This is a genomic window from Lysobacter sp. M2-1, assembly GCF_022662495.1.
GTDB lineage: Bacteria > Pseudomonadota > Gammaproteobacteria > Xanthomonadales > Xanthomonadaceae > JAKPBU01.
In genome coordinates, this window is sequence record NZ_JAKPBU010000001.1 from 1538019 (window position 1) to 1560955 (window position 22937).

Here is a 22937-nt window from a genome sequence, read left to right on the forward strand (position 1 = left end):
TTCTAATATGACGAATATCATATTTTGTGGCGGCAAATAGGTCGCGGAGTGTCCTCTGCGTTAGTTGTTGGAAATGAGATGGTTCAGTGCGGCCTTGCGCAACGCATCCGAGAGCCGCGGATCATCGACGGCGCGAGCCAATATCAACGCTCCGACCATGGTGGAGGCAGTCACCATGGCGCGTTCGTGCACACCGGGTTCTCCCCAGTCGGGAAACTGGCGTGCGATAAGGTCGATCATTTCCTTGATGCGGCGCGTGGCGGCTCGTCGTACTTCTGGCGCCTGGCGGGGCATCTCCGAGCCGAGGGCGGCCGTCGCGCACCCCGTTTCGATACTGTTTACGTGCATTTCAGAGAGGTAGGCCTGCACCATCGCCTGAAACGTCTGCCCGGGAGGCACGGCCGCAGCCACGCTCTCCATCGCCTGCACGGCCTCGCTACCCGCACGATCCGCCGCCTCGGCCAACATGGCCTCGCGCGAAGCGAAATGGGCATAGAAGCCGCCGTGGGTCAGGCCAGCGGCCTTCATGATGTCCGCAACGCCAGTGCCGTTATAGCCGCTACGTCGGATCGCACGCGCCGCTGCCTCGACGATGCGGTCGTGAGTGGCTTCCTTGGATCGGGTGGCCGTCTTTTTCATATTACACGCATCATATAATATCTGGCGCCTGATGCAAGCGGAGGGCGACGAACGGTAGATGTGGGTCGCGGGATACCGGTGGGTGCCTGGTGGCAGTGACTTCCTGTGCCGTTGGTCGATTTGCCCTGCAACGGCGTTTTAGCCTGGCGAAGCCAGCCCTGCCTATGTGTTCGAGCTGCTGGTAGTGTCCGCGGTGACGTCCGCAAGATCGTCGCCGAACTGGTGTGCGGGCGTGCGGCCAATCGCCCGCCAGCCGCGTGGCGGCATCGGCGGGCAACGGCCCATGGAGTTCACCGGCAACCGGCGCTGACGATCCACGCCCGCGAGTCGAACCACACGCCGTCATCGCGATGATGTTGCGCGACGATTGCGCGGAGTCGCGCCCGCTCGCGCTCGGCGGAAGCCGCATCCAGCGATCGCGACGCTTCGCGCGTGGCCTGGAATTGCCCGATCCATTGCAACGCGGCTTCGACGCTGTCGCCGTAGTACACGGGTTCGTGCACGTCCTGGAACGTCGCATCCGCGAAGCCGGCTGCATCGAGAATCCGCTCGACGACCGCGGAGTCTGCAAGCGAGAACGCGGCCGAGGACTGCGGACGGTCTCCCTGGATCGCCAGGGACCACTCGTTGGCCTCGAGTGCCTGCCACACCATCATGACCAGACGGCCGTCGCCCGCCAGCGCGCCACGGACGTTGCGCAATGCCGTGATGGGATCGGCGAAGAACATCGTGCCGAACCGACTGATCGCGACGTCGAAACCCTGCGCCGGCAACGGATGCGTCTGCGCGTCGCCGTGCTCGAATCGCACGTTGCGCACCCCTTCGGCTGCGGCAAGTTCGCGTGCGCGGGCGATCATCGGTGCCGAGATGTCGATGCCCAACGCGCTGCCGGCCGATGCGGCGCGCGCCGCATCGCGGGTGGTCTTGCCGGCTCCGCATCCGATGTCCAGCACGCGCTCGTGGGCATGAATCGCGCACGCACGGCGGAACGCGCCGTCGTGCAGCTGGAGCTCCGCATCGTAGTCCACGGCACGGACGCCGCTCGTTGCGCGCTCGTCTGGCGAAGTCGTTTCGGGAAACTCCATCATTCTTCCCTGCGTCCTGTCGGCCTCGAGTTGGCAAGCGTAAGGGAAACGGGAACAGGTTCGGTGTTGTGCGAGAGACAAGGCATCCGGGATCGGCGCGGGTACCCCGCATGGCCGGTTCGCTGATGCCCGCTTTCACTCAGCGATCCGGCGATACTGCAACCGGATCGCTTCCCGGAAATGCCCAGGCATGAGTTCGGAATCATCATCCGCAGCAAAGCAGACTGACGCATCCGCCGTCCGGATCGGCGCGCTGGTACCGCTGAGCCGGCCTGGCTGGGTGGAGGCGGGCCAGCACCTGCTCGCTGGGCTCGAGCTGGGCGTTTGCGAAGTCAACGGCGCCGGCGGAATCGACGGAAGGCCACTCGAGCTGATGGTGCGAGACACCACCGCTGATCCGCACCGGGCCGCGGCGGCCGTGGATGAATTGGCTCGCCTGGGCGCGGTTGCCTTGGCGGGGGAGTATCACAGTGTGGTCGCTCGCGCGGTGGCTGCCAGGGCCGACGCGCTCGGCCTGCCCTTCCTGTGCTCGTCGGCGGTGCTCGACGCGCTCACCGAACAGCCAACGCACTGGGTCGCGCGCCTGGCCCCGGCGCAGTCCCGCGGCTGGCGGATCTACGCGGATTTCCTGCTCGGCGCGGGCCACAGCCGGATCGCCGTGGCAGCCCAGTCGAGCGTCTACTGGGCATCAGGAACCCGCATTCTGCGGGATACCCTCGCGCCGCGCGGCGGCACGGTGATCGAATTCGACATGGGTGCGCTTGGCGCCGCGGCGGTGTGCGACGCACTCGTCGACAACCGCGCGACAGCCCTGCTTCTACTGGTCGGCACTCCGGAGCCGGCAGTGTCGATCGTCAAAGCCGTCCGCCGCGATCCGCGCCTGGCCGGGATCATGATCGGCGCGCCGGCCGGGCAACCGGAGTTCGCCGAATGGGCGAGGTTGCTGGGTGACGACGGCGCCGCGATCCCGTTCCTGCGCTATCTGCCCGAGCGGCTCGGGGCACTCGGGGCCCGAGTCGAGACGGCACTGCGTGAGCGGCTGGGCGAAGTACCCTCGTTCGTCGCCTTCGAAGGCTACGACACCATCACCGTGCTCGCTGATGTGCTGCGTTCCCACGGCGTGGACCGGCCGCGCATCGCCGAATCATGGCCGGGTGTTTCCGTCGAAGGCACGCGTGGCCAGATCACGTTCTCGCGCACGCCAGGCATCGGCGTCTGGCAATGGGCCTGGCCGCCCATCCAGGTCGTCGATCGGGATCCGGTGCAGCCCGATCGCTTCCGGATCCTCCACGCCGCGCCTTAGGGTGCGCCCTGGCGCACCTCCGGGCGGTGAGCCAGCCAGTCCGCGTAAGGCGGGTCAAGACCCACCCTGCAAGAGCGGGCTTGAAGCAGGATAGTGTCGGTAATCGCTGGAGATCATGATGCAAAGTGCGGATCACAAGTTCGACCTGGTTCTGTCCTATCCGCAGTGGCAGGGATCAGGGCGTTCGCAGCATCTGCGCAGGGGCGCACTGGCTGCGGCTGAGGTCTGCCGCCGGTACGGGCCGCTGGTGCAGGTTCCCGATGCCGGAGCAGGCGAGGATGTCGGCGGGATCCATCGCTGGACCGCGATCGTCGAGCAGTTCCGTTCGGCCAAGGCGATGCTCGACGAGAAGCAGCCGCGTTCCGTGTTGACCGCTGGTGGAGACTGCGCCTGCGACGTCGCCGTGATCGATTATCTGCATGGACGCTACCCGGACCTGACCGTGCTCTGGGTGGACGCGCATCTGGATGCCAACACGGCAGCGACTTCGCCCAGCGGCAACTTCCACGGCATGCCGGTCGCCGCGATCATGGGCTCGGCCCCGGCCGATCTGCGGGCGCTGCTCTCAACGCCGCTGCCGCCCTCGCAATTCCGTTATGTCGCGGCGCACGTGGGCGATGATGGCGACTGGGAATTCCAACGCAATAACGCCTTGTCGTGGCTCGATCCCGATCGACCGGTTTCGGGGCCTATCCATGTGCATTTCGATCTGGATGCGCTCGATCCCGCCGCATTCCCCCATGTGGCCTATCCGGAGGGCAGGCTGTCGATGGAAGCAGGCCTGGCTGTGGTGCGCGGGGCCGCCGCCGGCGGCGCGCTGGTCGGGCTCACGATCACCGAATTCGCGCCCGCCGACGGGCGCGGTGCGATGGAGGGCAGCCGCTTCCTCGAGCGGTTATGCGAGGCGGCGGTCGCAGGCTGACGCTACAAACAGAACAGGTACGGCTCGCTCTTCCCACATCACTGGAAACGCGTTTTCGTTCGCCTCGTTTGACCGATCGCATGTTCGTTGCGAACGAAAATATGTCAGCGGCAACCGTTACCGGTGCGCTGATGCCATGTGCCATCGGTGCGCTGCGACTGCCACTCGTGTCACGGAAGCGGGTGTTTGCGATTCCTATACTCGGTCGCTGTCTACCCCCGGAGACAGCGCATGATCACACGCAGGCAGTTCCTCGCCACCAATGGACTGATCGTCGCCGGCACGGCAACCGGCGCGGTGAGGAGCGGCTTGTTTGGGCCGAGCCCGCAGGCGTTGGCCGCACCCACCGCAACCGCGTCGGACTCGGGCATACGGTGGACGACCGGCCGGCTGCTGCCGACGTTCGCCGAGCCGGTACATCTGCATGCGGCGAGCGTTGCGAGCCTGCCGGGCGAGGATCAACTCCTGCTCACCACCCTGCAGGGCCTGGTGAACCGGCGCAAGCCCGCGCTGTATTTCGTCTACGACCGCGGCGCGGACACGCCAGACGAACGCTGGCTCGCCGGCTTCGACCAGGACCAGGTAACCCTGCACGCCGACGCGTTGTCGTTGATCGCCGCGTATCGCGATCGCGCCGCGGGCGCGATCGTGTACGACCCCGAGGTGCCGGATTCGATCAACATCGCGACCACCCTGGCCGGACTCGAGAACGCGGTAGTCGCCACCGCGGAGCAGGCGGCGCGGTACGGTTTCCCGATCATCGAGGACCTGCGCGCGCGCTTCGCCGGCCAGGACAACGTGCAGATCTACCGCTGGCAACTCGAGCACCTGTGGCCGCGCTGCGAACACCGGCTGCTCGCCGGGTTGCCGCCAACCCGCGTGGTCGACGTCGAAGGCGTCAGCTGGCGCGAAGTCGCGCGCGAGACGCAGGAAATCCGGGATTCCTCCAACCGCGCGTTCCTGACCTTCGACCTCAGCCAGGAACTGGGCGGCGAAGAGGTGTACCTGCGCTTCGCCGATGCATTCACGTTCGATGGCTGGGGCGCCTCGGTCGGCGGCCTGGTCGCGACCGCCGATGGCGCGGTGATCGCCGAGTTCATTCCCGGCACCGCCGACGAGGAACCGTTCCTGTTTTCCGGCAATTCAGCGATCGGCGGCGACCAGAACCGGTTCGCCGATGGCGGCAACTATTTCGTCTACCGGTTCCAGCCGCCGGCGGGAACGACATCCTTCACCGTGACGGTCGACATCTGGAACCAGTACCTGGTGACCGCGACCGACACCGCGCCGTCACGGCGCGAGCCGGTCGCGTACTTCCGCGACTACGTCGTGGCAACCAGGGCGATGGTGGTGTGGCTGGATCCCAACGGCGAGCCCGGCGAGCTGCTGGCCGAGATCTTCGACCGCACGGCGAGCACCACGCCGTACCTGGGCTGGTTCTCCAACGACGTGGCAGGGGAATGGGGCGGCGTCGATCTGGCGGCGGCGCATCGGGTCGAAGTGTTCGCCGCGGATTTCTACATGAACGGCACCGTGCATGGCGGCGTGCATGCGGACATCTCGACCCGGCCGAGGCGATTGCGGCAGGCGCCGCTGGAGAACAGGATCTATCTGACCCTGACCTTCGGCGAAGGCGACAACCTGCAGTTCTGCCAGCGCCATCTGCGCGAGCTGTGGGACCACCCCGATCGGGGCAGGGTCCCGACCAACTGGACGATCAGCCCGGTGCTTGCAGACGCCGGGCCCGCGATCTACCGCTATTTCCAGAAGACCGCGACCGCCAACGACCTGCTGATCTGCGGGCCGTCTGGCGCCGGCTATACCTACGGCGGATCCTGGCCCGGTGCGAGCTTCGCCGACTACGCCGATGTCACCGAGCGCTATCTGCGCCGCACAGGCCTGGATCTGGTGTATGCCTACAACAATCGCAACGGCAGCGACAACGGCTGGGTTCCACTCGACGGCGCGGTCCTGGAGACCTACCGCACGCGCACCAGCCTGCGCGGCATCATCCAGTCCTGGGAGACGGGCGGGATCCTGGGCACCGGCGAGCTGCCGGTGATCGGCAACTACAGCAAGCCGGGCAATGCGGCCGAATACAAGCAGGCGCTCGACGCGCACGTCGGCGAGTGGAATGGCGAATCACCGTTCTTCATCGCGGCCGGCATCAATGCCTGGAACTGGAACCCGCACGACATCGTCGAGCTGGCCGCGCTGGTGGCCGAAGACGATCGCTACCGGATCGTGCTGGCGGACACCTTCTTCGATCTGCTCAGGCGCGCGCCGAACCCGCAGCCGCGCTAGCGGCTTCGTCGGCGCAGCCCGGTAAGCGAAACGCACCCGGCGCCCTGACGCTGGTGCTGCGAACCACCGGGGCGCGGTCTGCGGCCCGGGGTGCGGCGAGCGCATCCGCACGCGAATGCGAGTCGCTCGGCTCAGTCGGCCGTGGCCCTGTAAATCATGTGTCCCTGGCGAAACGCGCACCGCACCCTGGCGAAGTTGCGCGGATCGTCTGCCGGATCCGCGTCGAGCACGACGATGTCGGCGTCCATGCCCATCGCAAGCCTGCCGCGTCGATCGCTCTCGCGCCACGTCTTCGCCGGCTCCGTCGTGAGCGAGGCGAGAATCTGCATCGGCGACAGGCCGGCGTCCGCCATCAGTGCGTATTCCTGCGCGGGGTCGTAATCGGTCATGTAGCCGACGTCGGTGCCGAAGATCACGCGCCCCCCGGCGGCGGCGAACGCGCGAAAGTGGTCGATCGTCATCTTGATCAGGCTCCTGGCGACATCGTCGGGCACCTGCTGCTTTTTCAACTCGTAGCCGAGCAGCTTCAGCGTCGGAATCATCGCCATGTCCGCATCGACGAACTGGCGCAGGACCTCGTCCGGCCACGGTGTCTCGGCGCCCAGCGTCGTATGCGCCAGGATATCGACGCCGGCGGCGATGGCGGTGCGCACACCCTCGATGTCGGTCGGATGCGCGATCACCAGCTGATCGTGGCGATGGGTCTCATCGGCGGCCGCACGCGCGATGGCTACCGGCATGCGCTTGATGGTGCCACGCTCGTCGGTGGGCGGCGCAACGAAGAGTTTGGTTGCATCGGCGCCGGCGGCGACGTTGTCGCGGACTACCTGAACCGCTGCCTGAGCGGTTCCCGGCTGAGGCAGGCGATCGCGCACTTCCTTCGGGAAGTGCGACAAGTAGATGGGGATCCCCTGTGGCGGAAACACGGGCAGCCCGACGGTCAGTATTCTCGGCCCGGGCACTTCGCCGCTTTCGATCCGCGCGCGCAACGCGAGCGAGTTGTCGCGATCGAATGCAGCGGTGTCGACGACGGTGGTATAGCCGTAACGGGTGAGCATCGAGGTCAGCGCGTCCTTCAGCGATGCTCCGGACTTGTCGCGCGCATTGGTGAACGCCTCGCCGATGAAATGCACGTGGCTGTTCTGAAAGCCGGCAGTGACGATGCCGCCGCTGCATTCCGAGATGGGCGTTCCGTCCGGAATCGCGATCTCGCCAGCGCCCACTGCGGCGATCTTGCCGTCGCGCACGAACACCGCGCCGTTCTCGATGGGTCTGGCATCCGCTGCGACGTAGAGCCTGGTTGCCTTCAACGCCCAGGTGGCGTTGGCGTCGCTCGCGAGCCCGGGCGTAGATGCGACCAGCGAGGCGAGAACGGCGAGATGCGCCGCGTGCCGGATTGCGAGCATGGAAGAGTTCCGGATGACCGCGTCGGCGGCATGATTGCAAATCGGCACCTGCGTTGCCACCAACGGGAGATCTGCATGGGGTGCGCCCTGTCGCACCACCCTGGCCGCCGGGCCAGCGAATCCGCTTAAGGCGGGCTTGAGCCAGCCCCGTCTCAATGGTCGGAAAGAAAGTGCCGGACGATGTCGTTTTCCGAAAGCCCCGTTCGTCGTTCCCGTAGCACGCCGCTGAGGCTGGCTCGAAACTGACCATAGGGTGCGCCCTGACGTACCAGCTGGCCAGGACGACAGATCCAACCCAAGCAGGAATCGCCGCGCACAAAGCCTTGGCAATCAATCATATGGCGCACGATGGCGTCATGCACTCAACTGGAGCCTTGCAATGACCCCCACTATCACCGCCTTTGCAACGTCGCCCGATCGCGGCAAGGGTCTGGCGCGCGACATGCGCGTGCGCTGGGCGCTCGAAGAAGTAGGCCAGCCGTACGACGTGCGTCTTGTTTCGTTCGAGGAGATGAAGCAGCCCGCGCATCTGGCGCTGCATCCTTTCGGGCAGATCCCGACCTATGAAGAGGACGATCTCGTCCTGTTCGAGTCCGGGGCGATCGTATTGCATCTCGCCGAGCGCCATGCGGGCCTGCTGCCGGACGATGCGAATGCCCGGGCGCGCGCGATCTCATGGATGTTCGCCGCGCTCAACACGGTGGAGCCGCCGATCGTCGAGCGTTCGATGATTGGACTGCTGGAGCGCGATGAGACCTGGTACGCGCAGCGCCTGCCGGCTGTCGAGGGTCGCTTGCGCAAGCGGTTGGGCGAACTGTCCCGCCGCCTGGGCGATGCCGACTGGCTCGATGGCGCCTTCAGCGCCGGCGATCTGATGATGGTGTCGGTGCTGCTCAGGTCGAAGAGCTCGGGAATCCTGGACGAATATCCGAACCTCTCCGCCTATGTCGCCCGAGGCGAAGCGCGGCCCGCCTACCAGCGTGCGTTCGCCGCGCAACTGGCGGTATTCGAGACGCAGGGCCGAGCCTGAGGCAGCGTCGCCCGGGTAAGCGACGCGCGGCTGGGTTAGCCATCAGCCTGCAGGCGCTACGGTTCCGGCACGCGCGTCAATTGGGTGTACGCGATCTGCCAACGGCCTTCGCGCCTGGTCCAGACATGCGCGATCCGCAGCACGCGACGGTGCTGCGCACCATCCTGTGTCCATGCCAGGTGCAGCAGGCCGCGGACCAGGGCGGTATCGCCCCACACCGCTTGCGCAGACTCCTCCACGACGTATCGGTCGATCCTGAATCCGGGCAGCCTGAAGTCGTCGAGATACGATTGTTTGGCCTGCAGCGAGGAATCCGAGTTGACGAGGATGTAGTCGTCGGCGACGAGATCCGAAAGTGCCGCGATGTCGCTTCGCATCGTCGCCTGTCGATATGCGCTTACGGCTTCGGCAAGTTCCGGCGGCATTCCGGCGGCGCCGTTGTGCGATGCCTGTGAGGCAAACGTCGCGGTGGGCACCGCCAATACCGTCGCAGCCAGCGCCAATAAAACCAGGCGCAGCAGGCCGATCGCATATCCGCCTCTGTTCGGCATGATGGTTTTCCTCCAAATCGGTCCGCGAGACATTCGTCGTGTCCGGCCGGCACAGACTCCGGCACGAACGACTCATGGACTGAGTAGGGGAAACCCGTATCGCGTTCAAGAACGCACTTCCGGGTAACCACAGGAGGGAATCCGCTACTGAGGCCACACCCGGCGTGGATGCGGGCGACGCATTTCCGTATCAGTCGTCCCGCGCGCCGGCGGTGAAGACGTAGCGTCCCGATCCGACGTCGATCGCCACGGCATCGCCATCCATCGTGGCCGAATGCACGCCGTTGGCGGCGTCGAGCGGAACGCCGGACTCGCGTACCACCGCGGCGCTGGCGGCCGGAATCCGAACGGTCGCCGTCGTTCCCACCGGCACCTGCGCTACCAGCTGCAGTCCCCTGGCCGTGCGCTGCCAGCTGCACGACACCGCGCCGTAGGGCGTGGACAGCGAGGCGCGCGCCGATGCCAGCTGGCCGGTGAGCCGCGGCGCGATCGAGATCCTGCGCCAGCCCGCGCGCTCGTCCGGCCGGATGCCGGCGACGTCGTGGTAGAACCAGTCGTCGATCGTGCCCAGGAAGTAGTGCCCGCGCGAGCGCGCCTCGCGCGCCCAGTGTTCCCACATGGTGGTTGCGCCGTTGGCGAGCTTGTAACCCCAGCTCGGGTAGCTGGTCTGCACCGCGAGCGCGTAGGCAAGGTCGGCATGGCCGTATCGGGTGAGGACCGGCAGCAGGTACTTGGTGCCGAGGGCGCCGGTATTGAGATGGGTGCTCTTGGCACGCACGTCGGCGGCGATGCTGTCGGCGACCCGCTGGGCGGCCGCCGCGTCCGGCGCCAGCTCGAACGCGAGCGCCAGCACGTTGTGCGTCTGGCGGTAGCCGCGATCGCCGGTGCCGCGGTAGTGGCCGGTTTCGGGATCGAGGAACTCGGCATTGAACGCGGCTTTGACGATCCGCGCCCGTGCCGCGAAACCGGCGGCATCGGCGGAACGGCTGCGCACTTCGGCGATGCGTTCCATCGTGCGCAACATCCGGTAGAGAAAAGCGGTTGCGGAAACGCGGGTGTCCTCGGGCGCATTTCCGCCCGCGGGGCTCGCCTCGGGGCTGACCCAGTCGCCCAGGCGTGAGTCGGCGATGCCACCCGGAGAGCGCGCATACTCCAGGTCGACATAGGCCTTCATGCCGTCGTAGTGCGTATCGAGCACCCGCCGGTCGCCCTGGTACTGGTAGAGCCACCAGGGAATGAGCACGTAGGCCGAGTGCCAGGGCGGCGCGATGCCCCAGTCGCCCCAGTCCGCAGAACTGGGCGCGATCACCATCGGCGCTCCGTCCGCGCGACGACTGTCGTGGACATCGCGCATCCATTTCGCAAACAGCTCGCCGGTGTCGAGATTCATCAGGAACATCTCGGCGCCCAGAGCCGCATCGCCGGTCCAGCCGTTCTTCTCGAACATCGGCGTATCGGTGGGAATGCCGTGCAGGTTGTTGTACAGCGTGCGCACCACCGCTTCGTGCGTGGCGTTCATCACCGGCTCGGCGCTGGTGAACGACCCGGTGCGCGCGGCGGCGGTATGCACGACCAGTGCCGTGAACGCCGACAGCGGCGGCGCGCCGCCGGGCCAGCCTGTGACCTGGATGTACTGGAACCCCTTGTACGAGAAACGCGCGTTCCAGCGCTCCGGCGCGCCGGTGCCCGCGAGCACGAACCGGTCGGTCTGGAATCCGGAACCGAATCCGCCGTTGTTGGACACGTCGACCAGGCCCGATGCGAGCAGTTTTTCGCCGTACTGGAACCGGATCGTCGTGCCCGCCGGGCCTTCGGCGACGACGCGCACGTTGCCTGCGATGACGCTCGGGAAGCCGATCACATAGGTCCCGGGCACCGGTTCGGCGATCGACGTGGCGGGCAGCTCCTCCGCGATCCGGATAGGCGGCTGGCGCTGGGCGACGAGCTCGCCGCGCGGCCCGCCGACCACGCTGGCCGCGGCCCAGCCTGCGTCGTCGAAGGCCGCCGTGCCGTAACCGGGCTGCAGGTGGGCGGCATCGTAGGTTTCGCCGGCATACAGATCGTCGAACCGGGTGGGACCGTCGTGGATGCGCCAGGTGTCGTCGGACACGACATCCTGGATGCGGCCGTTGGCGTACTCGATCCGCAACAGCGCGCGCACCACCGGTTCGTCGTGCCAGGGCGCCTGGTGCCACCGCCACACGTTCGCGCCGGTCATGCCGTAGAACCCGCGGCCGAGTTCGGCGGCGATCGCATTGCGCCCCTGGGCGAGCCGCGCCGTCAGGTCGACCGCGACGTACTGGACCGTGTCGTCGTAGTCGGTGAACCCGGGCGAGAGCAGATCCTGGTTCACGGGTCGGCCGTTGACCCGGAAGTCGGCGTATCCCCCGGCTGCGTAGTACAGCGTGGCCGCGGCGATGTCGCCGTCGATCTCGAACGCGCGGCGGACCAGCGGCGCAGGCATTGGTGGCGCCGCCGGGGGACGCGCATCCGTGGCGGGCGGACGCCGGTTGCCAATCCAGCGTGCTTCGCCCCAGTCGCCGTCGTCGAACAGGCCGGTACGGAACCACGACGAAGCACGGGTCACGCCGGCATTGGTCCGCACTTCGACCGTCCACGTATAGCGCGTGCCCGGTGCGAGCGCAGGCCCGGCGTACTCGACTTCGATGGAAGCATCTCCCGCCACCGCACCCGAGTCCCACTGCGTTCCATCGGGCGCGCTCACGACCAGCCGGTAGGACGCCTGGCGCACGTCGCGCGCATCCGAGTCGATGACCCACGAGAAGCGCGGCCGCGCCACGTCGATGCCGAGTGGCTCGGCCCTCCTCTCGACCGCGAGCGCGCGCAGGGCGAGCGATGCCTGACGCGCCGCAGTGGCCGGGAAAACGGCGATGACGAGCGCGAGGCATGCGATCAACTCGCGTAGGCCAGGTGCGATGCGCTGCGCCGGACTGGGGGCACGTGCGGCCATGGTATTGGCGATACATGGCTCCGCCCTTGGGATGCGTCTATGCACGATGTCTCCCTCGTTGCCCGTCAATCGGTCGCGTCTCGGCTCAGCGCAACCGCATGTGTGGTCCATGCCATCTCGCATCTCGGTGGCTGTGCACAGGATTGCATACCGCGCAACGCGCATACCTCGACCCGGACAAAACGGGGCGAGGTGAACGCATGCTCAGCGCGCGTCTTGTCGTTCTTGGCAGCACGCAGCGGCTTGCGCGAGCAGCCAGGTGCGGAAGGCGCGGATTTTTTCGCTGGTACGGAGCGTGGTCGGATAGGTCAGCCAGTAATCGCGCTGGTCGCGCACGACCAGTTCGAACGGCTGCAGCAGGCGGCCGGCCGCGATGTCCTGCTCGAAGAACAGCGGCGAGCTGAGCGCCACGCCGTGCCCGGCGATCGCGGCGGTCACCGCGTGCTGCTCGACGTCCAGCTCGACGCCGGGTTTCGCGGTGAGGTCGGCGTCCGCCAGGCCCGCGGCGGCGAACCAGGCGCGCCACCAGCGCTCGCGGCCGAAACGCGGCAGCGCCAACATGTCCGCCGGCGTGCGCAGACGTTCGCGCAGCGCTGGGCTGCACAGCGGGGTGAACAGGCTGGGCAGCAGGAAGTCCGCATCCAGGCCGGGCCACTCGCCGGCGCCGATGCGGATGCCGACATCGAACTCGCCCCGGTTCAGGTCCACAAGTTCCACTGCGGTGTCCAGCCGCACCGCGAGCCTGGGATGCGCCAGCTGGAACGCGCCCAGGCGCGGGACCAGCCACGCCGCCGCGATCGTCGGCAGCGCGGTGATCGCCAGCTCGGTTTCCACGCGTTCGATCGCCTGCGCGAACGCCGTGCGCAATTGCTTGAACGCATCGAGCACGGCGGGCGCCAGCCGGTGCCCGGCCGGCGTGAGCACCACCTGCCGCGGCTGGCGGTGGAACAGACCCAGGCCCAGGCGCTGTTCCAGCTGCTTGATCTGGTAGCTCACCGCCGCCTGGGTCATGTGCAGCTCGTCCGCGGCCCGGGTGAAGCTGCCCAGCCGGGCCGCGGCCTCGAAGGCACGGATCGCGGGCAGGGGAGGCAGCACTTTTGACATAAGGACACCTTATTGATGAGAGATGGATTTCTCGTTGTGTACGTCGCAGCGCGGACCCTAGGATCGCTGTCATGCAGCGATTTAGCGCCAGACGCGTTCACCACACCCGGCTTGCGGGCGACTATGTGCCAGTAGCCCTGCTAGGGCAAGGCGGCCTGCGATGAACGCCGGCTCCGGCCTGCTCTTCGCAATGGCATTGGCGGCGGCGGTCGCCATGCCTGGGCCGAGCACGGCCGCCGCCGTGGCCCGGGTGCTCACGCGTGGCCTCGGTGGCGCGGTCCGGCTGTGCGCCGGGCTGGTGCTGGGGGAACTGTTCTGGCTGTCGTGCGCCATTCTTGGAGTGGCCGCACTGGCGGACCGCCATCAGGGCCTGTTCGTGGCGATCCGCTACGCAGGCGTCGCCTACCTGCTGTGGTTGGCATGGAAGCTCTGGCATGCGCCGGCCGTCGCAACCGCTGCGGGCGATCGCGACGACGCGCGCCTGCCGTTCGCGGGTCTGGCCATCGCCCTGGGCAACCCGAAGACGATGCTGTTCTACGTCGCGCTGCTGCCCGGCATCGTCAGCCTCGACGACCTGTACTTGCGCGATGCGTTGCTGCTGGGCGCACTCGCGATCTGCGTGGTTGCCGGCGTGCTTGCCGCGTACGTGCTGGCGGCCGAGCGCCTCCGCCGCCACCTCCATTCCCCCGTTGCCTTGCGTCGCGTCGGCCGGGGCAGCGCACTGCTCATGACCGTGGCGGCGGGCGCGATCGTCAGCCGCTAACCACCCAAACCGGAGTACATCATGCGAATCCTGATCCTGTTCATCGCCATGCTGGCGGCGCCGCACGCGCTCGCCACCGAAACCACCGCGACCAATGCCGAAGAGACGGTCGTGCTCAAGGATTCCGCCGCGCTCAATAACGCCGATCTGGATGCGTTGATGGCGGTGCTCTCGCCGTCGTTGCGCATCTACAGCCCCTCCACCGAGCCGCACACCCTGGTCGGGCCGCTGTCGGAGCGGATCGGCACGCGCGAGCAGGTCCAGCGCTACTTCAGCGAAGCCTTCAAGCAAGGGCCGCAGGGGCGCCACGAAGTCGTGGACATGGTGTCGCTGGGTGACCTGGTGCTGGCCCGCGTCGAGTTCCAGCTGCCCGGCGAATCGACGATCCGCCCCATGATCACCGGGTTCCGCGTCCGCGATGGCCAGATCGACAGGATCTGGCATATCGCGCGGTTCGACAGCGAACCCGCCGGGTCCGATGCCGCGCAGGCGGTGATCGATCGTTTCAACGGGGCGGCGGACCGCAACGATGTCGAGACGTTTCTCTCCCTGTTCGCCCCGGACGCGCGCAACTTCCATTTTCGCGCTGCGCCCGACACGCTGGGCGGCGGCCCGTCGAAGAGCATCACCGATGCCGCCAGCCGCGAGCGCGTGTTCCGCACCATGTTCACCGAGCGACCGGCGCGGATCGAAGCGCTCGACGGCTTCGCCTTGGGCGAATGGGTGGTCAGTCACGACCGCGCCACGCAGCAGGATGGTTCGGTCAGCGAGGGTCTGTCGCTCTACCGTGTGCAGGGCGGCCGGATCGTCGACGACTGGTACCTGGCCCAGCAGGCGCGCCCGTCTTCGCGTTCGGCGTTGAATGCGAAACAGTCGGGCGAGTGATCTGCGGCCGGCGCCGGTCGATCGTCACTCGCGCGTGATGCCGCCCGGGCGCCGTGAGTGACGGACATTCATGGTGGGTGGCGTCATCCACCCGGGACGAAGAGAGGGGTTCGCGTCAACCTGCTCCGCAAGCTGGGAAAGCCGCTGCGTTGCCCCTGCGTCGACCAGCTTTTTGCTGCACCCAATCGATCCGATGCGGCCGCCAAAAAGGGCTGTCAGGCCCCTCATTTTTGTTACTAAATCCCAACAATTGGCATCGCACCCTTTTCACTTCAGGGGGCGAATGCTCCGCAGGGTTCAGGGCACCCGCGAGGAGGCCTGCGATGAACCGTCCCGTCCATGAGCCGGGGTCGCCCCGGATCCTGATGGCCGCGTTGGCGGCTGCACTGACCGGCGGTTGCGGCGCGAACGCTGCCGGTGATTCTCCCACCGCAACGCCTGCGCCATCGTCTTCCCCTGCGCTGGTCGCGCAGGGCAAGCAGATCTTCCGTTTCGAAACCTTCGGCGACGAACAGCTATGGACCGACAAGCTGGCGCTGCATACGGTCGTCGAGACCAGCGTCGATCCCACCACTGCGCTCAAGGTCGGCTTGAAGGTCGATGCCGATGCGCTACCGCCGGGGATACTGGAATCCGTGGACCTCAAGAGCCCGGCGACCACCGTCGCGCTGCTCAAGTTGAACGCCGTCGTCGGGTTAAGGGCCACGGTCGATGCGGACAATCACATCACCCGGCTGGGTGTGACCTGCGCCCTGTGCCATTCGACCGTCGACGACTCGGTGCAGGCGGGCATCGGCCGGCGCCTGGACGGCTGGCCGAACCGGGATCTCGACGTGGGCGCGATCATCGCGCTGTCGCCGAACCTGCCCGCCGACAAGAAGGCGGTCTACACCAGTTGGGGGCCGGGCAAGTACGACCCGCGCTACAACATCGATGGCAAGAACACGCCGCTGGTGCTGCCGCCGGCCTACGGGCTGGCGCACATCCGCAACGAGACCTATACCGCGGAAGGGCCGATCTCGTACTGGAATGCCTACGTTGCCGTGACCCAGATGGGCGGGCAGGGTGATTTCCACGACGATGCGCTGAACATTCACATCGACCACGACCCGGACCTGGTCACGGACAAGCTGCCCGCGTTGCGCGCCTACCAGCACAGTCTGGCGGCGCCCGCGCCGCCGGCCGGCAGTTTCGACCGCATGGCCGCCAACCGTGGCCGCGCGGCCTTCGGCCGCAACTGCATGGGATGCCACGTCGGTGCGACGGGGACGGACAACAACGGCGGCAAGCTGCACGCGCCGGAGGAGACCGGCATGGATGGCGCCTATGCCGCCCGCACGAAGAACAAGGCGTACCGGACCACGCCCTTGCGCGCACTGTGGCAGCACCCGCCTTATTTCCACGACGGAAGCGCAGCCACGCTTCCAGACGTGGTCGCGCATTACAACCGCCAGCTCGAACTGGGCCTGGCGGAGAATGAGCAGCGCGACCTGGTCGAATATCTGAAATCCCTGTAACCCGGCCTCTGGACGCAGAGGAGACCGGGGTTGCGATCGAAGGACAGTCTGCGGCGTTCTTGCGGATCGGAAAGCGGGCAAAAACATGTCGGCTTGAATCGTCGGGAGGCATGAGTTGCGGGAAGCATGTCTTCCCCGCCGCATGCCTTCACGGCTCGCACAGTCCCTGTTCGTCGCCCTCAACCGGCCTTCGTCGGAAAGCCCTTGGCGACGGGAGCCGGGCTGACTGACAGTGGCCAACCCCGAAACAGGGATTCGCCATGCGCCGCTTCCTCCTGCTTGCCTTGCTGTCCTGCACCGCCGTCCCGTCCGCCGCCGAGCCGCCAATGCGCGAAGCGCCGATCCATCTCACGCCCGGCGCCGCGCCGGCATCTCCGGAGCTGGTGGCGACGCTGGCCGAGAAGGACAGGCAGTTGTTCGATGCGGTGTTCGGCTGCAAGCCGGAGCTCTTGAAAACGCTGGTGGCGGAGGACTTCGAGTTCTTCCACGACAAGCACGGGCTGACCACGCAATCCGGTGCGCAGTTCGTCAAGGACATCACGGGCATGTGCGCGCGGCAGGCGGCCGGTACCGATTTCCGCGCGCGCCGCGAGCTGGTGCCGGGCAGCATGACCGTCCATGTCATCGGCAACTACGGCGCGATGCAGATGGGCACGCACCGCTTCTTCGCGTTGCGATCCGGCGAACCGGACCGCCTCACCGAAACCGGAAAGTTCATCGACCTGTGGAAGCGTGAGGGCGATGCGTGGAAGCTGGCGCGCGTGATCAGCTACGACCACCAGCTGGCGGAATGAGCCGCGCGAGTGGCCCCGAGTTCCCTTGCATTGAAGCTGCGGATGGAAGGGCGGAAAGGGATCGATGGCCGGCGCCGCCAGTCAGTTGTGTCCGTGCCGCTTCTCGGGCGGATTCTCGCATGGATACCCTCCGGGTCGTCGCCCGAGCGAACGAGTGGGCGACCACGAGCCTGGATGTGCCTGGCAGCTCGCCCGCTTGCGCCTCAGAGCGACATGCCAGGCTGCCAGCCGCTGTCCGCGAAAAATGCCTTCGGATCGGCCATGCGCAGGATTTCGCCGACCGCGCGTCGCTTGTCCGGCGCATTGCGGTAGTAGGCCTTCACGATTCGATAGCCCACCCAATAGCCGAGATCGCCGGGCGTGTCCGCGGTGGCGTTGTCGAGCCATCGCGACAGGTCGGTGTCGTCCATGTCGGTGACGAACTCGGTCTCAATCTGTTTTTCGCGGCCGCGGGTGAGCGGCCCGAAATGGGAATACGCGACCTCGCCGGAGATCAGTTCGGCGATGAACTCGGCGGCGCCCTCGGCCAGCGAACGCTCGAGCACGGTCGGCTGCTCCAGCGCCGCGGTTTCCGCTGCGAGTTGCACATGGGCGTACTCGTGCGCGATCACGTGCACGAACCGGTCCTCTACGTCGGGATTCATCCACTTCACCGCGCACAGGGCTTCCAGTCCGATCTGCAGGCCGGTGTCGGGATAGCCGATGCCCACGGGTTTGCCGCGGCCCACGGCGATGGTTACCGGTGGCATGCGCGCTTCCGGGTACAGCGTGCGCAAACGGTCCAGGGCCAGCGTCAGGCGCTCGCGCACCTGCGGCAGCACGCGCATGCAGCGCCTGGCTTCCACGTACATTTCGGGCTTGCTTTCGAGGGTTTCAGCGATGCGTGCGCCGGTGACCCTGCGCAGCTTGGCGAGATGCCCGAGCCCCTCGGATCCGGCGTCCAGATAATCGCGCTGCAACTGTTCGGCGGTCGGATGCCCGTTGGCGTCGTCGTAGATGCGGTAGAAGCGCGCGACGTCGTCGACCACGACCATCGGCGTGGCTGCGCCGGCATCCTCGGTTTCCGCGGCACGGATCTTGGCCGACGCGGCCGCGAAGGCCAGCAGGCCAAGCAGGAACGCGGCCAGAATGTGCTTTGGGTTCGAACGTGTCATGCAGCAATTCCCAGTGTGGTGAACGAACCGGAGTCTGTCGCTATCCAACAACGATTCGACCTCCCGGCCAAGTCAGCGTAGCGAGGGTGATTGCAGCGTACCCGGGGCATTGGTCATGTCGCGATCCGGCCGGTGCAGGGCCTTGCCCGGACGAGGTGTCCGGTCGAATGCCCGCCTGGAGCGCCAGCATCCGCTCAACGCATCGGCGAACGTCGGGTTCGATCGATGACTGGATGCCACCGCTGGAAGCAAATCCTCCAGGAAGAACGGCGACAGTTCCGGACGACCCGCAAGTCCGGACTCCGCATAACTCGCGCCGGACACACGTGTGCCATCTTCTCGGCGGTACGACGTGCGGTGGGGGAACGTTCGCCAGCAGACGGGCCGCCGCCCGCGCCGTGCCGACAGAAGGTGCCGGCATCTGTCCGTCCTGGCTGCCTGTCGGCGTTGTCTGCGACCGAGCGGATGCGGCTCGGCGCATCGTGCGAGTCACCGGACAGTTTCCCAGCCGAGCCCGGCAGGAGCCAGCCGCGGTCAATGGGTGCGGATGATGCGAAGTGTGGAGCCGGCAGCGCCGGGGCCATGGCCGGGCGTCCGCGTTCATGCCCACGCGTCAGTGGCGATCACCCGGCCGGTCGCGTCGCCACAACCGGAGACATCCCATGAATCGAACCATCATGCTGGCCGCCTGTGTCTTCACCCTGGCCGTGCCCCTGTCGTCTTCCGCTCAGGACATGGCGGTGACGGCGGGCGAGCAGGCCAAGGTCGTGCTGGACAACGACAAGGTCCGGGTGATCCAGCTGGACATCGCTCCCGGCGGCAAGACCGGCATGCACTCGCACGGCGACAGCCTCGTCGTATTCCTCACGGGGGCCGATGCGACCCAGACCGGCGCTGACGGCACCAAGACGCAGCGGCGTACCGAAGCGGGTGAAGTCATGTGGAGCGAGCCGGTCACCCACGACACCGAGAACACCGGCAAGGAAGCGGTGAAGGTGCTGGTCGTGGAGTTGAAGGAGCCGGCGAAATAGGAGGGGCGCTGCCCGGGTTGGGCGGTCCAGCCCGGGCTCGGCTGTGTGGCTTGCAGAGCTGGGATGGAGGCAGCCGCTCGCATAGTCGCGTTCCAGTGGATGCCTCCGCCCCGACCTCTGCGTCTGCATGCCGAAACGGCGCTCAATCCGTCGCTCCGCAGCGCGAAAACGGGCCCGCCGCCAAGCCTTTTTGCACCGCAACATGCCTCTGGTGGATCCGCTGGTAGAGTTCGCCCTCTGCGCGCAATTCGGATCGCAAACGATGTTCCCGATCAGCCGTGCCAACGGCGCCTCCCCCACAACCGGCCGGACAGCGCCTTTTTTTAGGCCGCGTTCTGTTAGCGCTAACATCTACTTGGCCCAAATTGCCGTCGTGCCGGCCTTCCGGCGAGAACGAAGCCATCTGCCGGCTCCAGCCGGGAGGCGTGCATGAGCCTGTTCCTCGGACTCGATGTAGGCACCCAGAGCGTCAAGCTGATCGCCTATGACGCGCAGGCGCGCAAGGTCGTCGCCAGCCATGGCCATGCGCTGGAGCTGATCGCCCACGACGACGGCAGCCGTGAGCAGCGCACGGAGTGGTGGATCGATGCGATCCGCGCGTGTTTCGCCAGGCTTGAGCCCGTGCAGCGTGCGCAGGTCGTGGCGATCGGAGTGTCCGGGCAGCAGCATGGGTTCGTGCCCCTGGACGAAGCCGGGGGAGTCTTGGCCCCGGCCAAGTTGTGGTGCGATACCAGCACGCAGCTGGAATGCGACGAGATCATGGCCGCAGCCGGCGGCGCGGCGAAGAGCGTGCAGCTGGCCGGCAACCCGATCCTGGCCGGCTACACCGCATCGAAGCTGCCGTGGACACGCAAGCATCGGCCCGAGACCTATGCGCAGCTCGCATCGATCCTGCTGCCGCACGACTACGTCAACTTCTGGCTGACCGGCGAGCGCTGGATGGAGCATGGCGATGCGTCCGGCACCGGCTGGCTCGACGTGCGCACGCGACAGTGGTCGAAGCCGATGCTGGCCGCGACCGACGCGCAGCGCGACCTGTCGGCGCTGCTGCCGCCACTGGTCGCGGCCGATGCGAACTTCGCCATCTCACCGGACATCGCAGATGAACTCGGACTGCCGCGCGGCGTGCTCGTGAGCGCGGGCGGCGGCGACAACATGATGGCGGCGATCGGCACCGGTAACGTCGAGCCCGGCGTGCTGAGCATGAGTCTGGGCACCTCGGGCACGCTGTTCGCCTACGCCGACCATCCGGTGGTGGACGATACGGCTGGATGGGCGGCGTTCTGCTCGTCCACCGGTGGTTGGTTGCCGCTGATCTGCACCATGAACTGCACGGTCGCCACCGAGAACGTGGCGAAGGCATTCGGCTTCAGCACGCGCGACGGCGATGCGGTGATGGATGGCACCACGCCTGGCGCCGATGGCCTGGTGATGCTTCCGTTCTTCAACGGCGAGCGCACCCCGGATCTGCCGAATGCGCGCGCCAGCCTGTTCGGCATGGACCTGAACAATCTGAGTCGCGGCAACGTGTACCGCGCGGCGATGGAAGGCGCGACCTACGCGCTGCGCAATGGTTTCGATGCACTGCAGGCCGCGGGCCTGCGGTTCGATGCCATCCGCCTGACCGGCGGCGGCAGCCAGAGCGCGGCCTGGCGGCAGATGGTGGCCGACGTGTTCGAAGTGAAGGTGGATGTCCCGGAACAGGCCGAGGGCGCCGCGTTCGGTGCCGCATTGCAGGCGCTGTGGGCGCACGGTCGTGCCAGCGGCGGCGACGCCGACATCGCCGCCATCGCCCGCGAACACGTGCGCGTGGAGCCCGCGCTGTCTGCGCATCCCGATCCCGTCGCGGTAGCGGCCTACCGCATGCATTACCCGCGCTTCCTGCGCCATCTGGATGTGGCGAGGGAGCTCAATGCCAGCCAAGCAGGGACCGGCATGACCTGATGTCCCGCCGGGCAGCGCGCCCGGCGCGGTCCTGTTCATGCCCCAGGTTTACGGATTCCAGAATTCAACCCACGTCCACGAGCACAGCCATGAGCACACAACCCTTCATCGGTGCCAGGGAGTATTTCCCTGGTATCGGCCGCATTCCCTTCGAGGGCCGCGATTCCGACAACCCGCTCGCGTTCAAGGTGTATGACGCGAACAAGCGCATCGGCGACAAGACCATGGCCGAGCACCTGCGGTTCGCGGTGTGCTACTGGCATACGTTCACCAATGCCGGCCACGACCCGTTCGGCCCGGGCACCCGCAGGTTCCCGTGGGAAGCCGGTTCTTCCATGGCCACCGCCGAAGCCAAGGTCGATGCCGCGTTCGAGTTCATCACCAAGCTCGGCGTGCCGTATTACTGCTTCCACGACGTCGATCTGGCGCCGGACGCCGAAGATATCGGCGAGTACGAGAAGAACCTCAGGCACATGGTCGCCAAGGCCAAGGAGCGCCAGCAGGCCACCGGGGTGAAGCTGCTGTGGGGCACGGCCAACCTGTTTTCGCATCCGCGCTACATGAACGGCGCGGCGACCAATCCCGATTTCAATGTCGTCGCCCGCGCGGCGGTGCAGGTCAAGGCCGCGCTCGACGCCACGGTCGAGCTCGGCGGTGAGCATTACGTCTTCTGGGGCGGCCGCGAAGGCTACGCCTGCCTGCACAACACCGACATGAAGCGCGAGCTGGACCATTTCGCGCGCTTCCTGTCCATGGCCCGCGACTACGGCCGCCTCATCGGCTTCGAGGGGTATTACTTCATCGAACCCAAGCCGATGGAGCCGATGAAGCACCAATACGACTTCGACAGCGCCACCGTCGCCGGCTTTCTGCGCGAGCACGGCCTGGACAAGGACTTCAAGCTCAATATCGAAGCCAACCACGCCACGCTCTCGGGCCACACCTTCGAACACGACCTGCAGGTCGCCTCCGACCATGACCTGCTCGGCAGCATCGACGCCAACCGCGGCAACCCGCAGAACGGCTGGGACACCGACCAGTTCCCGACCGATCTGTACGACACCGTCGGCGCGATGATGGTGGTGCTGCGCCAGGGCGGCCTGGTCGGCGGCCTGAACTTCGACGCCAAGGCGCGGCGCGAATCGACCGACATGGAGGATCTGTTCATCGCCCACATCGGCGGAATGGATGCGTTCGCGCGCGGACTGGAAGTTGCGCACGGGTTGCTGACCGCATCTCCCTGGGAGCAGTGGCGCAAGGACCGGTACGCCAGCTTCGATGGTGGTGCCGGCAGGGACTTCGCCGACGGCAAGCTGTCGCTGGCCGAGCTGCACGCGCTGGCGGTGAGGAATGCCGAGCCGAGGCAGATCAGCGGCAAGCAGGAGCGCTACGAGAACCTGTTGAACCAGTATCTGCTGAAGGTTTGAGTTGCGAGGTGAGCCCTTCCCCGCAAGCGCGGGGAAGGCATGGACGGGAAGTTGTGGAAGGCGGCTTGTCCCGCACTTCAGCCTCCTAGCCCTTCCTGCAAACGGCG

General features: G+C 66.9%; 18 protein-coding genes. 11 read left to right on the forward strand and 7 right to left on the reverse strand.

Annotated elements, in window-relative coordinates:
• Positions 1-60 precede the first annotated feature (60 nt).
• Entirely contained in the window at positions 61-639 is a 579-nt protein-coding gene (locus tag MC375_RS06745; RefSeq protein ID WP_242102526.1) for a TetR/AcrR family transcriptional regulator, read from the reverse strand.
• 290 nt (positions 640-929) lie between these two features.
• Entirely contained in the window at positions 930-1727 is a 798-nt protein-coding gene (locus tag MC375_RS06750; RefSeq protein ID WP_242102527.1) for a class I SAM-dependent methyltransferase, read from the reverse strand.
• 187 nt (positions 1728-1914) lie between these two features.
• Here MC375_RS06750 and MC375_RS06755 point away from each other — a divergent pair, with 187 nt between their 5' ends.
• From MC375_RS06755 to MC375_RS06765, 3 genes are all read left to right on the forward strand, one after another.
• On the forward strand, positions 1915-3027 hold the full coding sequence (locus MC375_RS06755) for an ABC transporter substrate-binding protein (RefSeq protein WP_242102528.1): 1113 nt from the start codon (positions 1915-1917) through the stop codon (positions 3025-3027).
• A gap of 118 nt (positions 3028-3145) precedes the next feature.
• Entirely contained in the window at positions 3146-3949 is an 804-nt protein-coding gene (locus MC375_RS06760; RefSeq protein WP_242102529.1) for an arginase family protein, read from the forward strand.
• Between the two features lie 231 nt (positions 3950-4180).
• The gene (locus tag MC375_RS06765) at positions 4181-6253 is read left to right on the forward strand and encodes a GxGYxYP domain-containing protein (RefSeq protein ID WP_242102530.1); all 2073 of its coding nucleotides are present in this window, start codon (positions 4181-4183) and stop codon (positions 6251-6253) included.
• Positions 6254-6384: 131 nt separating this feature from the next.
• On the opposite strand, the gene MC375_RS06770 is transcribed toward MC375_RS06765, so the two are convergent.
• Positions 6385-7719: an amidohydrolase family protein gene (locus MC375_RS06770; RefSeq protein WP_242102531.1), complete on the reverse strand. Its 1335-nt coding sequence runs from the start codon at positions 7717-7719 to the stop codon at positions 6385-6387.
• 319 nt (positions 7720-8038) lie between these two features.
• On the opposite strand from MC375_RS06770, the gene MC375_RS06775 reads away from it, so the two are divergent.
• Positions 8039-8689, forward strand: coding sequence for a glutathione S-transferase family protein (locus tag MC375_RS06775; protein ID WP_242102532.1), 651 nt, complete (start codon positions 8039-8041; stop codon positions 8687-8689).
• A 56-nt stretch (positions 8690-8745) separates the two neighbouring features.
• Here the strand turns inward: MC375_RS06775 and MC375_RS06780 are convergent, their stop codons facing one another.
• From MC375_RS06780 to gcvA, 3 genes are all read right to left on the reverse strand, one after another.
• Entirely contained in the window at positions 8746-9240 is a 495-nt protein-coding gene (locus tag MC375_RS06780) for a nuclear transport factor 2 family protein (protein WP_242102533.1), read from the reverse strand.
• Between the two features lie 190 nt (positions 9241-9430).
• Positions 9431-12211: an alpha-L-rhamnosidase gene (locus MC375_RS06785; RefSeq protein ID WP_242102534.1), complete on the reverse strand. Its 2781-nt coding sequence runs from the start codon at positions 12209-12211 to the stop codon at positions 9431-9433.
• A 204-nt stretch (positions 12212-12415) separates the two neighbouring features.
• Entirely contained in the window at positions 12416-13315 is a 900-nt protein-coding gene (gene gcvA, locus MC375_RS06790; protein WP_242102535.1) for a transcriptional regulator GcvA, read from the reverse strand.
• Positions 13316-13475: 160 nt separating this feature from the next.
• Between gcvA and MC375_RS06795 the strand changes: the two genes are divergently transcribed.
• From MC375_RS06795 to MC375_RS06810, 4 genes are all read left to right on the forward strand, one after another.
• Complete coding sequence (locus tag MC375_RS06795; protein WP_242102536.1) at positions 13476-14078, forward strand: LysE family translocator; 603 nt, start codon at positions 13476-13478, stop codon at positions 14076-14078.
• 21 nt (positions 14079-14099) lie between these two features.
• Positions 14100-14963 (forward strand): nuclear transport factor 2 family protein, encoded by an 864-nt coding sequence (locus MC375_RS06800; RefSeq protein WP_242102537.1) that lies wholly within the window; start codon positions 14100-14102, stop codon positions 14961-14963.
• A 323-nt stretch (positions 14964-15286) separates the two neighbouring features.
• A complete protein-coding gene (locus MC375_RS06805; RefSeq protein WP_242102538.1) occupies positions 15287-16480 on the forward strand; it encodes a c-type cytochrome in 1194 nt (397 codons plus the stop codon).
• A 260-nt stretch (positions 16481-16740) separates the two neighbouring features.
• Complete coding sequence (locus MC375_RS06810; RefSeq protein WP_242102539.1) at positions 16741-17274, forward strand: nuclear transport factor 2 family protein; 534 nt, start codon at positions 16741-16743, stop codon at positions 17272-17274.
• Positions 17275-17477: 203 nt separating this feature from the next.
• On the opposite strand, the gene MC375_RS06815 is transcribed toward MC375_RS06810, so the two are convergent.
• Positions 17478-18428 carry a DUF2268 domain-containing putative Zn-dependent protease gene (locus MC375_RS06815; protein ID WP_242102540.1) on the reverse strand — a complete coding sequence of 317 codons (951 nt, stop codon included), beginning with the start codon at positions 18426-18428 and terminating at the stop codon, positions 17478-17480.
• A gap of 662 nt (positions 18429-19090) precedes the next feature.
• Between MC375_RS06815 and MC375_RS06820 the strand changes: the two genes are divergently transcribed.
• The 3 genes from MC375_RS06820 (at position 19091) to xylA (ending at position 22830) form a co-directional block, all read left to right on the forward strand.
• Entirely contained in the window at positions 19091-19459 is a 369-nt protein-coding gene (locus tag MC375_RS06820; RefSeq protein WP_242102541.1) for a hypothetical protein, read from the forward strand.
• Between the two features lie 429 nt (positions 19460-19888).
• Positions 19889-21403, forward strand: coding sequence for a xylulokinase (gene xylB / locus MC375_RS06825; RefSeq protein WP_242102542.1), 1515 nt, complete (start codon positions 19889-19891; stop codon positions 21401-21403).
• Positions 21404-21492: 89 nt separating this feature from the next.
• On the forward strand, positions 21493-22830 hold the full coding sequence (gene xylA / locus MC375_RS06830; RefSeq protein WP_242102543.1) for a xylose isomerase: 1338 nt from the start codon (positions 21493-21495) through the stop codon (positions 22828-22830).
• Positions 22831-22937: the final 107 nt, after the last annotated feature.

Coding starts and splice junctions, on each gene's coding strand:
- MC375_RS06780 (WP_242102533.1), bottom strand. CDS start 9,240: ATGCCGAACAGAGGCGGATATGCGATCGGCCTGCTGCGCCTGGTTTTA.
- MC375_RS06800 (WP_242102537.1), top strand. CDS start 14,100: ATGCGAATCCTGATCCTGTTCATCGCCATGCTGGCGGCGCCGCACGCG.
- MC375_RS06745 (WP_242102526.1), bottom strand. CDS start 639: ATGAAAAAGACGGCCACCCGATCCAAGGAAGCCACTCACGACCGCATC.
- MC375_RS06755 (WP_242102528.1), top strand. CDS start 1,915: ATGAGTTCGGAATCATCATCCGCAGCAAAGCAGACTGACGCATCCGCC.
- xylB (WP_242102542.1), top strand. CDS start 19,889: ATGAGCCTGTTCCTCGGACTCGATGTAGGCACCCAGAGCGTCAAGCTG.
- MC375_RS06785 (WP_242102534.1), bottom strand. CDS start 12,211: ATGGCCGCACGTGCCCCCAGTCCGGCGCAGCGCATCGCACCTGGCCTA.
- MC375_RS06815 (WP_242102540.1), bottom strand. CDS start 18,428: ATGACACGTTCGAACCCAAAGCACATTCTGGCCGCGTTCCTGCTTGGC.
- MC375_RS06820 (WP_242102541.1), top strand. CDS start 19,091: ATGAATCGAACCATCATGCTGGCCGCCTGTGTCTTCACCCTGGCCGTG.
- MC375_RS06750 (WP_242102527.1), bottom strand. CDS start 1,727: ATGATGGAGTTTCCCGAAACGACTTCGCCAGACGAGCGCGCAACGAGC.
- MC375_RS06765 (WP_242102530.1), top strand. CDS start 4,181: ATGATCACACGCAGGCAGTTCCTCGCCACCAATGGACTGATCGTCGCC.
- MC375_RS06795 (WP_242102536.1), top strand. CDS start 13,476: ATGAACGCCGGCTCCGGCCTGCTCTTCGCAATGGCATTGGCGGCGGCG.
- MC375_RS06775 (WP_242102532.1), top strand. CDS start 8,039: ATGACCCCCACTATCACCGCCTTTGCAACGTCGCCCGATCGCGGCAAG.
- MC375_RS06805 (WP_242102538.1), top strand. CDS start 15,287: ATGAACCGTCCCGTCCATGAGCCGGGGTCGCCCCGGATCCTGATGGCC.
- MC375_RS06810 (WP_242102539.1), top strand. CDS start 16,741: ATGCGCCGCTTCCTCCTGCTTGCCTTGCTGTCCTGCACCGCCGTCCCG.
- xylA (WP_242102543.1), top strand. CDS start 21,493: ATGAGCACACAACCCTTCATCGGTGCCAGGGAGTATTTCCCTGGTATC.
- MC375_RS06760 (WP_242102529.1), top strand. CDS start 3,146: ATGCAAAGTGCGGATCACAAGTTCGACCTGGTTCTGTCCTATCCGCAG.
- gcvA (WP_242102535.1), bottom strand. CDS start 13,315: ATGTCAAAAGTGCTGCCTCCCCTGCCCGCGATCCGTGCCTTCGAGGCC.